This is a genomic window from Haloarchaeobius marinus (assembly GCF_051207415.1).
Taxonomy (GTDB): Archaea; Halobacteriota; Halobacteria; order Halobacteriales; family Natrialbaceae; genus Haloarchaeobius.
The window spans coordinates 494,188-507,351 of sequence record NZ_JBPKGD010000003.1 but is presented as its reverse complement, the minus strand read 5'-3'; the positions used below and the strand labels follow the sequence as shown (position 1 = coordinate 507,351).

The following is a 13,164-nucleotide window of genomic DNA, read 5'->3' as shown; positions in this document are numbered from 1 at the left end:
TCAGGGCGTCAACCGGCCGGCCCGGAGCCACGTCACGTCGGCCGCCGACTCGTCGACCAGCGCGAACACCATCTCCTTTCGAACGCCGTTCGCCAGTCGCACGTCCAGCGAGAGGCTTCGCGGCGAGAACACGTGGCCCGCCGGGAGCACGCGCACGAGCAGTTCGGAGTGCCCGAACTCGTCGACGCTCTCGAACTCGGCGTAGGTCCGGAAGTCCGCACCGAACTTGAAGCCGGTCTTGGGCACGACGCCACGCTCGCGCAGTCCAGCGTAGACGCGGAGTCGACGGTCGAACCGGCCGCCCTCGACCGACCGGCCACGCTCGCGGACGGTCGCCGGGTCGAGGGTGACGGCGTCTCGCTCCGCGAGGTACGCCGCCTCGACCAGCGACAACTGGAGCGCGTCGTGTTCGGCGTCGCGTCCCGAGAGTGGCGTCCCGTAGAACCCCTCGTCGTACAGGCGCGTCGGTGGCCCCCAGCAGACCGCCCGGTCGGCGAGCAGGTCGGCGTCGACGCGAGTGGGCAGGTCGACGCCGGCGGTGCCGTCGGGGTCCGGTCGGTCCGTCTCGAAGTACGTGATCTCGCTCTCCTCGTCGACGACGGCGAGCACGCAGTCGCCCAGGTCGGCGGCCGGCACCGACTCGCGTTCGCCGACGACGCGGATGCGGTACTCGACGGCGCCGTCGCCAGGGCCCTTCCCCCTCGGGTAGACCACGAGGTCGGCGTCGTCGGCCGAGACGGTCTGGAGCCAGTCCGCCCTCGCCGGGGAGAGGTAGAACCCTCGCTCCCGGAGGTCGGCGTAGACGAGGAAGGTCGGGACGAAGCCGTCCTCGGCCGACTCCCGGAGGAACGCCCGGAAGTCCATGCCGTCGACGGCGTCGAGGTCCCCCCGGTACAGCAGGTGGGCCGCCTCGACCGGCGCGAGCGCGATCTCCCCGCCGCCGAGCGGGTAGCCGTACCCCCGCGAGTCGTGGAACCGCTGGCGGGCGTCCCGCCCCACGCGGACGACGCCGTCGTCGAGGTGTCCGTTCATGGACGCGGATGTGCCCCGGGCGGGGAAAGCGGTGACGGTCCAGCGTCGTCCCGCCCGTCGTGGGCGACCTCACGCACTGCTCGCCCCGGTTTCGTTCCCCACCCCGACGGACCGGTCGCACGTCGAGTCGAGACACCGGCGGCCTCCCGACGTCTCGAACAGTGGCAGGCCACAGTCGCACGTCCCGACGACGCTGCCGGCCGGGAACGCGAAGCCGACGTCGCACCCGGGGTAGGCGTCACAGCCGAGGAGCAGTCCGCCCCGGCGCAGCACCCGGAGGTCGTCGCCGCAGTCTGGACAGTCCCACTCGCGGTCGAACCGGTCGGCGACGGCCTCGTCGAGCGACTCGCAGTGGCGGTCCACGCAGAGGTCGAGCGCCGTGCCCCGTTCGACGCGCATCCGGGGCAGGCCGCAGTCACAGCGCCCGCCGTGACACGTGGCGTCGGTGGGGACGCCGTGTCTCGCGTCGCAGTCGACGCACTCGACCGCCCGGGCCGTCCGGACGAGCGACCCGTCACAGCCCGGACACCGACCGACGGGCGTGCCCGCGTCGGTGACGGGGTACGACCCGGAGAGGTGCAGGCGATGCGAGCGAACCCGGAGGACGCGCTCGCCGTCGCGTGCGACCAGGGAGAGGCCGTCGTCGGTCGTGTGGCTCACGGCGGCGGCCCGGGTGAGCCACGCGACGGGCTGGTAGCCGTCGGCGTCGTGGACGAGGACGGTGTCGTCGGGTTTGACGACGACCACGACGTGACCGCGGTGTTCGGTCCGGTCGCCGTTCTCGAACGCGACCGAGCAGTCGCCCGCGAACAACTCGAGTGAGTCGGACATGCCGACGTTGGTCCCGGGATGGTACTTGAACCGTGGGGTGCCCGCCTCGACCCCGTGCCGTCGGCGGCGACCGCGACCGATGGACCGATACGCCCCGCCGCCGACACTCCGGCCATGAGCCACGACGCGGCGCTGTTCGACATGGACGGCGTGCTGGTCGACTCCGAGCACTACTGGGTCGAACGCGAGGAGTCGGAGATCCTCCCGTGGGCGGTCCCCGACGAGACGGTCGAGGCCCGCGAGGTCACGGGGATGAACTATCGCGAGATATACGACTACCTGGCGGAGCACTACGACGTCGCGGTCACGAAGGAGGCGTGGGTCGAGCGCTTCGACCGGACGGCAGAGGAGATATACACCGAACGGGCGACACTCCTGGCGGGATTCGACGAGTGGTTGCCGGACGCCCGCGAGGACGTCCCGGTCGTGGTCGTCTCCTCCTCGCCCCAGCACTGGATATCGATGGTCTGTGACGAGTTCGACCTCGCGTTCGACGCCTACGTCAGCGCCGAGGACATCGACGGCCCGGGCAAGCCGGAACCGGACGTGTTCGAACACGCCGCCGAGGTGGCCGGCGTCCCGCCGGAGCGCTGCGTCGCCGTCGAGGACTCGGAACACGGCATCGCCTCGGCCGTCGCGGCGGGGACGACCTGCGTCGGGTACGTCTCGGGTGCCGACGACTCGCTCGACCACTCGGCGGCCGACTACGTCACCGACTCGCCCGAGGAACTGCTCGCGACCGTCGACGAGTTGCTCTGCCGGGGCGGCGACTGAGCGACTACCGGTTCGACGCCTCCTCGGTCGTCGCGTCGTCGGTGCCGGACGACCGTTCCACCTGCGACCGTCCTGCCGACGAATCGACGACGGTCGCGTTCCACCGCTCTCGGGCCGTCGTGACCGAGCAGTCCGTCGCGACGAGTTCGGGGACAGTGTCGTCGCGCCGGGCGTCGACGGCGTCGAACACCCACCAGAGCAGCGAGAACGACGCCACTCCCGCGACGAGGGGCGACCACCCCGGCAGGCCGAGCACGCCGGCGGGGCCGACCGACATGAACGTGGCGGCGAGCGGAATGCCGACCCAGTAGACGAGGCGGTCCGCCCGTCGCTCACGCTCGCGACGTTCGCGGTCCTGGACGCGGGTCTCGCCGTCGCCCGCCCGGACGGCCCGGACGCGCGGCCCGTCCGCCCCGGGCGGGTAGCGGAGGACGTCGACGCGCGGCCGGTCGGGTCCGCGCCGGTCGTCCCGACCGGTCATCGGCGCACCACCTCGGCCGCCGCCGTCGGTTCGGACGGAACTGTCGTACCGGACCACTCAACGTCGTCGACGAGGAGACCCCAGCGCGCCTTCGCTTCAGACGCTGGAACCCCACTGGCGAGGACCGCCGGGGCGTAGCGGTCGGCCGTGACGAAGTCGTACCACCACAGCAGCGAGCACGCCGCGAGGGCCGCGACGGCCCCGAACCAGAAACTACGTTCGAGTCGCCAGAGGACCTGCAAACTCACGAGGAGTACCCCGAGTGGAACGGTCACCCACCGGCGCAGTCTGCGGTACCGTCGCCGGGAGTCGGTCTCCTCGGCCGCTGCAGCCACGACGCCGTGTCCACGGCCGGCCGGGACCGCCCGGTAGGTCGGCGACGCCTCGGCCGAGTGCACGTCGCCTCCGGGCAGGACTGCCGAGCGTCGCAGGGTCGACGAGAGGCCGCCGTCGGTCTCGGCGGGGACCCGGACGACGTCGACGCGACGCTCCGCCTCTCGTTGCATGACGAACACCTCCTGTCGAGACCACGAAAGGATTTCGCTCAGTCCCTGACCCGTACCGTCCGCGTCTCCGTGACGGGCACCAGCGGGAGGTCGGCGAACGCCACCGACACCTCGTAGTCGAGTACGTCGTCGGTCGCACCGAAGACGCCCACCGGGACGGTCACCTCGCCGTCGAGGTACGGTTCGGTACTCGTCATCTCGACGCCGTTGACGGTCACCCGGACGCCGGCGGCCGCGCCGTCGCCCTCGTTCCGGACCGTCACCTCGCACATGTCGTTCTCGCCGCGGGCGACCGTCTCGGGGAAGTCGCCCCAGTCGACCGTGACGTTGGGGAGGTCACGGGCCGCCGAGTGGACCCGTTCGGCGACGCCCTCGGAGAGGCCGGCGTCGACAAGTCCCGACACCCCGGCGTCGGCGGCGTCGCCCGGCGTCCGGAGGCCCTCCTTGGCGAGTTTCGAGGCGCGTCCGGACCCGACGCCGTCGATGGCGGTCAGGCCGACAGCGTCGGGCGCGACGCCGTTCTCGACGCGCGCCTCGGCCCGGCGGGCGCAGTTCGCGGCGTGCGGGTCGGCGAACCGGTCGAGGAACGCCCGGAGCGCCGCCAGCAGGCGCAGGCCGTTCTGCTTGATGACCCAGGCGTCCGAGCGCAGGTCGCCGGGCGTCGTCCCGTTCATCGCGCCGACGAGGATGGCGAGCACCTTCCGCGCACCGGCGTCCATCTCGCCGGTGTTCTGGCCCGCGAGCATCGAGTCGACGGCCTCCCTCTCGGACTGGCGGGCGCTCACGCTGTCGAACTCGGCGGCGGTCGCCACCGCGCCGAGCACCGCCTTCTCGTCGATGCCCTCGCTCGTCGCCAGGTCGTGGAACCGCACGGCTGTCTCCAGGCGCAGGTAGAACTTCGAGGCGAGGACGCCGAGTCCCGTCGCCTCGATTCGCAGGTCCTCGCCCGTCTCCACGAACCCGCGGTCGACCAGCGACTGCAGGACGGTCCGGACCCGTTCGCGCCGGTCCTCGAACTCGTAGGCCTCCGGGTTCGACCGCGCGCGCTGGAAGTAGAAGGTCGTCTCCAGCCAGTCCATCACGTCGTCCAGGTCCTGGACCGTCCCCATCGCTATCTCGGCGTTGAGGTGGGCGTCGAGGTTCTCCGCGAGTCGGCTCTCTATCTCCTTGCCGTCGCGCAGGAGTCGGCGGTACTTCCCGGCGTCCGAACCGTCGCAGACGACCCAGCCGTAGCCCACGTCGTCGTACCCCGGGCGGCCCGCCCGCCCGAGCATCTGCAGGACGTCGAGCGGGCTCATGTCCACCTCGCCCTCCAGCGGGTCGTGTATCTTCGTGTCGCGGATGACCACGCAGCGGGCGGGGAGGTTGACGCCCCACGCCAGCGTCGAGGTGGAGAAGAGCAACTGCAGGTCCCCCCGCTTGAACCACTCCTCGACGCGGTCCTTGTCGTTCTTCGAGAGGCCGGCGTGGTGGAATGCCACGCCGTCGATGCAGGAGTTCCGGAGCGTGTCGTTGTCGAGTTCCTGCGTCTCGGTGTGGAAGTCGTAGTCGCCGCGTGCGCCCATCGACACGTCGCGCTTTGCGACCTCGTCGCGGGCCTTCTTCGCCGCCTGCACCGTGTCCTGGCGCGAGGAGACGAACACCAGTGCCTGCCCGTCCTCGTTCAGGTGGGGTTCGGCGAGGTCCAGCGCACGGTAGAGCCGTCGGTACTTGTCCGCGAAGGAGTTCTCGCCGTGGGTGTAGGTCTTCACGCCCGCGTTGAGGTCGACCGGCCGGTACTCGTCGCCGAACTCGAAGGTCGTCTCGGGCGGTGCGTCGAGCCACCCCGCCACGTCGTCGATGTTCGGCATCGTCGCAGACAGCGCCACCACGCGTGGGTCGCACAGGCGCCGGAGGCGCGAGACGGTCACCTCCAGTACGGCACCCCGGCGGTCCGAATCGAGCAGGTGCACCTCGTCGATGACGCAGACGTCGACGTCGGTGATGAAGTCGTACCGCGGCGTGTCGTGCTTTCGCGTCGCCGAGTCCAGTTTCTCGGGCGTCATCACGAGGATGTCGGCGTGGCGCGCCCGCCGCGGGTTCAGGTCGCGCTCGCCGGTGACGACGTAGACCGAGTAGCCGAGGTCCTCGAACCGGTCCCAGTCGGCCTCCTTCTCGTTGGTCAGTGCGCGCAACGGCGCGATGAACAGCGCGGTGCCACCCGCGTCGAGCGTCTTGCAGATGGCGAGCTCGGCGAGCGCGGTCTTCCCGCTCGCGGTCGGGGCACTGGCGACGACGTTCTCCTCCGAATCGAGCAGCGCGGGCAGGGCCTCGCGCTGCATCCGGTTGAACTCATCGAAGGCGAAGGCGTCGGCGAAATCGGGGACGACTTCGGCGACCTCCATTCTCGTGTGTGTCCGGGTGCCCGGTCGTGAAATGCGTTTCCGTACCGGACGCACCCGGCCCGGACGACTCGCGAGACCGCGTGGCGTGCCACTAGTCGTCGGCCGTTCCGGCCGCCTGGGCGGCCGCGCGCTCCATCATGCCGCCACCGCCGCGGTCCGTCGTCTCGTACCAGTAGTAGACGGCGAGGCCGAGCGCGACGGCGACGTTCGAGAGCGTCACCGCCCAGAACACCGCCCCGACCCCCCCGTCGAGGAGGAGGACGCCGACGGCGGCGACGGGGAGGCGGACGCCCCAGTACTGGAGCATGGAGGCGACCATGCTGGTCTTGGTCCGTCGGGCGGCGTTGAACCCGCCGCGGAGCAGGTAGCCAGCGCCGATGGCCCAGTAGCCGTACGCGAGTATCTGGAGGTAGTCGACCGTGTACTCGAGGGCGGGGCCGGCGATGTCGGGGACGAACAGGGTCGCGAGCGCGTTCGGGAAGAGCCACTGGACGCCGCCGGTGAGGGTCAACATGGCGATGGCGATGCCGACGCCGGTCCACGTCGTCGACTGGGCGCGCTCGGTGTGGCCCGCGCCGATGTTCTGTCCGATCATCGATTGGGCTGCCTGCTGGAGGCCGCTGGCCGGGATGAAGGCGACGCTGGCGATCCGTGCGCCGATGACGTACGCGGCGAGGCCGGGGGTGCCGCCGGCGACGAACACGAGGACGACGACGACGATGCGGACGGCGTCCTGTGCGACGCGCTGACCGGCGTTGGGCCAGCCGACGTCGAGGACCTCGTAGCAGTCCGGGACGGAGATGGTCGCGTCCGCCCGGTCGAACTGGAGGGTGCTCCGGACGCCGAGTGCGAACGCGAGGATGAGCAGGAAGCTGGCGGCGTAGCCGCTGGCGGTGGCCAGTGCCGCGCCGGTGATGCCGAGGCCGCCGAAGCCGCCGACCCCGTAGCCGAAGATGAGAATCGGGTCCAGGACGATGTTCACGACGACGGCGGTGACGTTGACGTACAGCGTGGCGCGGGTGTCACCCAGGCCGAGGAAGCCGGCCTCCAGCGAGTCCGAGAGGCCCATGAACACGAAGACGGGTGCGTAGGCGGTCAGGTAGGTTATCGCGGGGGCGACGGCCGAGGCGTCCGGGTTGACGGTTGCGACCGTCTCGACCAGTGGCTCCGCCGCGGCGACCACGACGAGCGCGGCGCCGAGTCCGAACGCCAGCGTCACGAGGACGCCGTTGAAGACGACCCGGCGCGCCGCCGAGTCGTCGTCGGCACCGAAGCGCTGGGAGGAGACGACGTGGATGCCGACGAACGGGCCGAAGACGGCGAGTGCGACGAGGATGGAGGTGATGGGCGTCACGAGTCCGACGGCCCCGAGTTCGGCCTCCCCGAGGCGGCCGAGCCAGAACGCGTCCACTACCTGCTGGACGACCTGGACGAGGTTCTGGACGACCAGGGGGGCCGCGAGCGCGACGAGGACGCGGGGAATCGACCCCGTCTTGATGTCATCTGGTGACACATCGAACATCTGCTTGTTGTCTTACTGGCACGCGACGAACACTAAACTCTGTCGACCATTACCGATGGTCAAGACGGGAGGCGGCACGGCTCTCGTCCTCTCTCCATGACTGGTCATGGTACTTACCGTTTCGCGTCGGGTGGGTCGACGGCCACGATGCATCGCAGACGTGGCCGACGACGGAACCCCTACGCTTTTTCTCCTCCGGGCACGCAGTTTTTGCCATGAGTCGCTCGCGGAAACCCGACTGGCTGAAGATGCGGCCACCGGCCGGCCGGGAGTTCACCGGTATCCGGGAGACCCTCCGGGACCACGACCTCAACACAGTCTGTGAGGAGGCCAACTGTCCGAACCTCGGCGAGTGCTGGAGCGGCCGCAACGGCAGCGGGGACGGTGGGACGGCGACGTTCATGCTGATGGGCGACCGGTGTTCGCGCGGGTGCAACTTCTGTGACGTCGAGACCGGCGGCATGGACGCACTCGACCCCAACGAACCCGCGAACGTGGCCGAGGCTATCGCAGAGATCGGCCTGGACTACGTGGTCCTGACGAGCGTCGACCGCGACGACCTGCCCGACCAGGGCGCGGGCCACTTCGCCGAGACCATCCGCGAGATAAAGCGCCGGCACCCGGGCATCCTCGTCGAGGTGCTGATCCCGGACTTCCAGGGCGAACCCGACCTCGTCCGGAAGATAATCGACGCGGAACCGGACGTCATCGCCCACAACGTCGAGACGGTCGAGCGCCTCCAGTGGCCGGTCCGGGACCGCCGTGCCGGCTACGAGCAGTCCCTCTCGGTGCTCGAACAGGTCGCCCGCGAGTCCGACATCTACACGAAGACCAGCCTCATGCTCGGCGTCGGCGAGTACCACCACGAACTCTGGCAGACGCTCTCCGACCTCGCCGAGATAGACCTGGACATCGTCACGTTCGGGCAGTACCTCCAGCCCTCCCTGACCCACCTCGACGTCGAGCGCTACGTCCACCCCGACGAGTTCGACACGTGGCGACGCGTCGCCGAGGAGGAGTTCGACTTCCTCTACTGCGCCTCCGGTCCGATGGTCCGGTCGTCGTACAAGGCGGGCGAACTGTTCGTCGACGCCATCCTGCGGGACGGGAAGACCGTCGAGGAGGCACGTGAGGCGGCCCGCAGCGTCGCCTCCGACTGAGCGTCGTTCTCGCCAGTTCGAGCCGAGTCACCTCCCATGCCCCTCGGGAACACGCCACAATCGGCTCGGCATCGGTGCGTGGTACCACGGTTCACACCGAATCCCGCCCATTCGTCCAGAATTGGAGATAGAAGACCGTGACAGTTCACAGACAGGGCGAGATTTGCGCGGAAAATCGTAAACACGTTCACGTTTCGGTCGAATATCGCAAATCTTTGCGACTGTATGGCAAGAATCGGTTTGATAGTAACGTTTTTACGAAAACCATATAACCCGAGCCAGAGACATCTGATACATGTCCAGGTGGGTTCTACCGTGAGTACGCTACAACACGACCCCGGCGAGCGAGTACAGGTGCTCGACGACGCCGGCCGGGTCCGCGACGACGCGGACGTGCCGGACATCGACGACGACGAACTCGTCGAGATGTACAAGGAGATGCGGCTGGCCCGCCACTTCGACCAGCGGGCTGTCTCGCTGCAGCGCCAGGGCCGCATGGGGACGTACCCGCCGCTCTCCGGCCAGGAAGGCGCACAGGTCGGGAGCGCACACGCCCTCGGCGAGGACGACTGGATGTTCCCGTCGTACCGCGAGCACGGCGCCGCGATGGTCCGTGGCTTCTCGCTGCAACGGACGCTGCTGTACTGGATGGGTCACGAGTCCGGCAACGCCATCCCGGAGGACCTCAACCTGTTCACCGTCGCCGTCCCCATCGCCACGCAGGTGCCGCACGCGACGGGCGCGGCGTGGGCGTCGAAGCTCAAGGGCGAGAACAGGGCGTTCCTCTGTTACTTCGGCGACGGCGCGACCTCGGAGGGCGACTTCCACGAGGGGCTGAACTTCGCCGGCGTCTTCGACACGCCGAGCGTCTTCTTCTGTAACAACAACCAGTGGGCCATCTCGGTCCCGCGCGAGCGCCAGACCGCGAGCGCGACCATCGCACAGAAGGCGAACGCCTACGGGTTCGAGGGCGTACAGGTCGACGGGATGGACCCGCTCGCCGTCTACAAGGTCACGAGAGACGCCGTCAGGAAGGCGAAGCACCCGGACGACGACGAACTCCGGCCGACGCTCATCGAGGCGGTCCAGTACCGCTTCGGCGCGCACACCACGGCCGACGACCCGTCGGTCTACCGCGACGAGGAGGAGGTCGAACGCTGGAAGCAGAAGGACCCCATCCCCCGGATGGAGACGTTCCTGCGCCAGCACGGCCTGCTCGACGACGAGCGCGTCTCCGCCATCGAGGCCGAGATAGAGGACGAGGTGGCCGACGCCATCTCGGCCGCCGAGGCCGTCGAACGCCCCGACCCCGAGGAGATATTCACGCACGTCTACGCGGACATGCCGAAGAAGCTTCGGGAACAGCTGGAGTGGTTCCAGCAGGTCCGCGAACAGTACGGCGACGACGAACTACTGGAGGACTAACACATGGCTACGCAACAAACTGCATCCGAAACCGAGAATCTGACGCTCGTGCAGTCCGTCCGCGACGGGCTGTACACCGAGATGAAGAACGACGACGACGTCCTCGTCATGGGCGAGGACGTCGGGAAGAACGGCGGCGTGTTCCGCGCCACCGAGGGACTCTACGACGAGTTCGGCGGTGACCGCGTCATCGACACCCCGCTCGCCGAGTCCGGCATCGTCGGCACCGCCATCGGGATGGCCGCCTACGGTCTGAAGCCCGTCCCAGAGATACAGTTCATGGGCTTCATCTACCCGGCGTTCGACCAGATCGTGAGCCACGCGGCGCGCATCCGGACGCGCTCTCGCGGCCGGTTCACGTGTCCGATGGTCGTCCGTGCGCCCTACGGCGGCGGCATCCGCGCCCCCGAGCACCACTCCGAGTCGACCGAGGCGATGTTCGCCCACCAGCCGGGTCTGAAGGTCCAGATTCCGAGCACGCCGTACGACGCGAAGGGCATGCTCATCTCGGCCATCCGCGACCCGGACCCGGTCGTCTTCCTCGAACCGAAGCTCATCTACCGCGCCTTCCGCGAGGAGGTCCCGACCGACGACTACGAGGTGCCCCTCGGCGAGGCCGCCGTGCGCCGCGAGGGGACCGACATCTCCGTCTACACGTGGGGTGCGATGTCCCGGCCGACCATCGAGGCCGCCGAGGAACTCGCCGAGGAGGGCATCGACGCCGAGGTCGTCGACATCCGTTCCATCTCGCCGCTGGACGAGGAGACCATCGTCGAGTCGTTCAAGAAGACCGGCCGCGCGGCCGTCGTCCACGAGGCTCCGAAGTCCGGCGGTCTCGGCGGCGAGATAGCCTCCATCATCCAGGAGGAGGCGCTGCTCTACCAGGAGGCACCGGTCGAGCGCATCACCGGCTTCGACACGCCGTTCCCGCTGTACGCGCTCGAGGACTACTACCTGCCCGAACCCGCCCGCATCAAGGAGGGCATCCGAGACGCGGTGGAGTTCTGAGATGCCTCGCGAATTCAAACTACCCGACGTCGGCGAGGGCGTCGCAGAGGGCGAACTGCTGGAGTGGCTCGTCGAACCCGGCGACACGGTCACGGAGGACCAGCCGGTGGCGAAGGTCGAGACCGACAAGGCCGCCGTCGACGTACCCTCGCCGTACGACGGGACCGTGAAGGAACTGCTCGTCGAGGAAGGTGAGATGGTCCCCGTCGGCGACGTCATCATGGTCTACAACGTCGAGGGCGAGGACGACCTCGAGGACACCACGCCGAGCGAGGCCGCCACGACCGAGGTCGAGGCCGAACCGGCAGCCGAGTCCGGGACCACCGGCGAGACCGAGACGCCCTCGGGCCGCGTGTTCGCGCCGCCGAGCGCGCGACGACTCGCCCGCGAACTCGGCGTGAACATCGCGGCAGTGTCGGGGAGCGGTCCGTCCGGTCGCGTCACCGAGCAGGACGTCAGGGCCCACGCCGAAGGTGGGGCAGAGCCGGAGCCGACGGCCGCCGAAGCCGAGACGGCGGAGACCGAGGCCGGTGGTGCCGAGGCTGGCGGTGCCGAAGCAGAGGCGACGGTGGAGTCCGCTGCGTCGACGGCCCCGCCCGCACAGGTCGAGTCCGCCGACCGCGAGCGCACGCTGGCCGCCCCCGCGACCAGACAACTCGCCGAGGAGGAGGGCGTCGACCTGAACGCCGTCCCGACCGACGAGACGAAAGACGGCGAGGCGTTCGTCACGCCCGAGGCCGTCCGCGAGTACGCCGAGGCCCAGCAGCGCGCACAGGAGGCCGACGCACAGGCGATGGCAGCGGGCGAGCCGATGGGCGAACCCGCCCAGCGCGAGACGCGGGAGGACTACCGCGGCGTCCGCAGGACCATCGGCGACGCGATGGCGGAGTCGAAGTACACCGCCCCGCACGTCACCCACCACGACGAGGTGGACGTGACGGAACTCGTCGAGACGCGCGACGAGCTCAAGGCGGTCGCCGCCGAGCGCGACATCAAGCTCAGCTACATGCCCTTCGTGATGAAGGCCTGCGTCGCCGCACTCAAGCAGTTCCCCATCGTCAACTCCTCGCTCGACGAGGAGAACGACGAGATCGTCAAGAAGCACTACTACAACATCGGCGTCGCCACCGCGACCGACGTGGGCCTGATGGTCCCCGTCGTCAAGGACGCCGACAGCAAGGGACTCCTGCAGCTCTCCTCCGAGATGAACGAACTCGTCTCGAAGGCTCGCGAGCGCTCCATCGCGCTCGAGGAGATGCGCGGCGGTACGTTCACCATCACGAACGTCGGGGGTATCGGCGGCGAGTACGCCACGCCCATCATCAACTACCCCGAGACCGCCATCCTGGCGCTCGGCGCGATAAAGAAGAAACCGCGCGTCGTCACCGACGAGGACGGCGAGGACTCCATCGAGATCCGTCACGTGCTGACCCTGTCGCTCAGCTTCGACCACCGCGTCATCGACGGGGCCGACGGCGCACGGTTCACCAACGAGGTCAAGAAGTACCTCGCGAACCCGCAACTCCTGTTGCTGGAGTGACCCGCCGGGTGCGGTCCGGGTTCCGAACGTAGCCGACGGGGCGGTCGCTCGTCGCGGGCTACTTTTCCCTTCCAACGTCGCAGGTGAGCCTCGACCGGCACGACCGCCGCGGATTCGAAAGAACGACGGCGTTCGAGGTGTCGGTGGTGAACCATGCGTGGTCCGTTCCATGCCCTCTGGAACACCCGACTCGTCGGGGCGTACTTCCGTATGGAGGTCGTACTGCTCCTCGCGAGCGTCCTGGCCGTCGTCGGAGCGATAGTCGCGCTCGGCATCGGCGGCGTCCTGGGGATACTCGTTCTCGCCGGACTCGTACTCGCCGGACTGGTCGTTCTCGGCGTGGTTGCAGCGACCCGGTGATGGCCGACCCGGTTCGGTGACGGGGTGAGGGCCGTCTCGTCGCGAGTGCCGGGCACCCGTCCCCCTCGCAAGTCGACGCCCTGGCCGGAACCGACCCTGGTGGCAATTCCTGCGGCTTTTTATGGCTGCTGGTCCGCATCA

At 69.1% G+C, this 13,164-nt stretch carries 12 protein-coding genes; 6 read left to right on the top strand and 6 right to left on the bottom strand.

Annotation, left to right across the window (positions count from 1 at the left end; translation table 11 throughout):
* Together endA and ACSC1W_RS14595 are read right to left on the bottom strand one after the other, a co-directional pair.
* On the bottom strand, positions 1 to 1,032 hold the full coding sequence (gene endA / locus ACSC1W_RS14600) for a tRNA-intron lyase (protein WP_435348270.1): 1,032 nt from the start codon (positions 1,030 to 1,032) through the stop codon (positions 1 to 3).
* A gap of 69 nt (positions 1,033 to 1,101) precedes the next feature.
* Positions 1,102 to 1,863, bottom strand: a complete 762-nt coding sequence (locus ACSC1W_RS14595; RefSeq protein ID WP_435348269.1) for a PDDEXK family nuclease — start codon at positions 1,861 to 1,863, stop codon at positions 1,102 to 1,104.
* Between the two features lie 18 nt (positions 1,864 to 1,881).
* Here ACSC1W_RS14595 and ACSC1W_RS14590 point away from each other — a divergent pair, with 18 nt between their 5' ends.
* Positions 1,882 to 2,637, top strand: a complete 756-nt coding sequence (locus ACSC1W_RS14590) for an HAD family hydrolase (RefSeq protein WP_435348268.1) — start codon at positions 1,882 to 1,884, stop codon at positions 2,635 to 2,637.
* Positions 2,638 to 2,641: 4 nt separating this feature from the next.
* Here ACSC1W_RS14590 and ACSC1W_RS14585 read toward each other — a convergent pair whose 3' ends face one another.
* The 4 genes from ACSC1W_RS14585 to ACSC1W_RS14570 form a co-directional block, all read right to left on the bottom strand.
* Positions 2,642 to 3,118: a hypothetical protein gene (locus ACSC1W_RS14585; RefSeq protein ID WP_435348267.1), complete on the bottom strand. Its 477-nt coding sequence runs from the start codon at positions 3,116 to 3,118 to the stop codon at positions 2,642 to 2,644.
* On the bottom strand, positions 3,115 to 3,624 hold the full coding sequence (locus tag ACSC1W_RS14580) for a hypothetical protein (RefSeq protein WP_435348266.1): 510 nt from the start codon (positions 3,622 to 3,624) through the stop codon (positions 3,115 to 3,117). The genes ACSC1W_RS14585 and ACSC1W_RS14580 overlap by 4 nt, the downstream gene beginning before the upstream one ends.
* A gap of 38 nt (positions 3,625 to 3,662) precedes the next feature.
* Positions 3,663 to 6,008: a DEAD/DEAH box helicase gene (locus ACSC1W_RS14575; RefSeq protein ID WP_435348265.1), complete on the bottom strand. Its 2,346-nt coding sequence runs from the start codon at positions 6,006 to 6,008 to the stop codon at positions 3,663 to 3,665.
* A 91-nt stretch (positions 6,009 to 6,099) separates the two neighbouring features.
* Entirely contained in the window at positions 6,100 to 7,530 is a 1,431-nt protein-coding gene (locus ACSC1W_RS14570; RefSeq protein WP_435348264.1) for an MATE family efflux transporter, read from the bottom strand.
* Between the two features lie 215 nt (positions 7,531 to 7,745).
* Between ACSC1W_RS14570 and lipA the strand changes: the two genes are divergently transcribed.
* The 5 genes from lipA to ACSC1W_RS14545 all read left to right on the top strand — a co-directional run bounded on the left by lipA (position 7,746) and on the right by ACSC1W_RS14545 (position 13,023).
* A complete protein-coding gene (lipA, locus tag ACSC1W_RS14565) occupies positions 7,746 to 8,690 on the top strand; it encodes a lipoyl synthase (RefSeq protein WP_435348263.1) in 945 nt (314 codons plus the stop codon).
* A gap of 315 nt (positions 8,691 to 9,005) precedes the next feature.
* A complete protein-coding gene (pdhA, locus tag ACSC1W_RS14560) occupies positions 9,006 to 10,115 on the top strand; it encodes a pyruvate dehydrogenase (acetyl-transferring) E1 component subunit alpha (protein WP_435348262.1) in 1,110 nt (369 codons plus the stop codon).
* Positions 10,116 to 10,118: 3 nt separating this feature from the next.
* A complete protein-coding gene (locus ACSC1W_RS14555) occupies positions 10,119 to 11,123 on the top strand; it encodes an alpha-ketoacid dehydrogenase subunit beta (RefSeq protein WP_435348260.1) in 1,005 nt (334 codons plus the stop codon).
* A 1-nt stretch (position 11,124) separates the two neighbouring features.
* Positions 11,125 to 12,663, top strand: a complete 1,539-nt coding sequence (locus ACSC1W_RS14550) for a dihydrolipoamide acetyltransferase family protein (RefSeq protein WP_435348259.1) — start codon at positions 11,125 to 11,127, stop codon at positions 12,661 to 12,663.
* A gap of 153 nt (positions 12,664 to 12,816) precedes the next feature.
* Positions 12,817 to 13,023 carry a hypothetical protein gene (locus tag ACSC1W_RS14545; protein ID WP_435348258.1) on the top strand — a complete coding sequence of 69 codons (207 nt, stop codon included), beginning with the start codon at positions 12,817 to 12,819 and terminating at the stop codon, positions 13,021 to 13,023.
* The last annotated feature ends 141 nt before the right edge of the window (positions 13,024 to 13,164 follow it).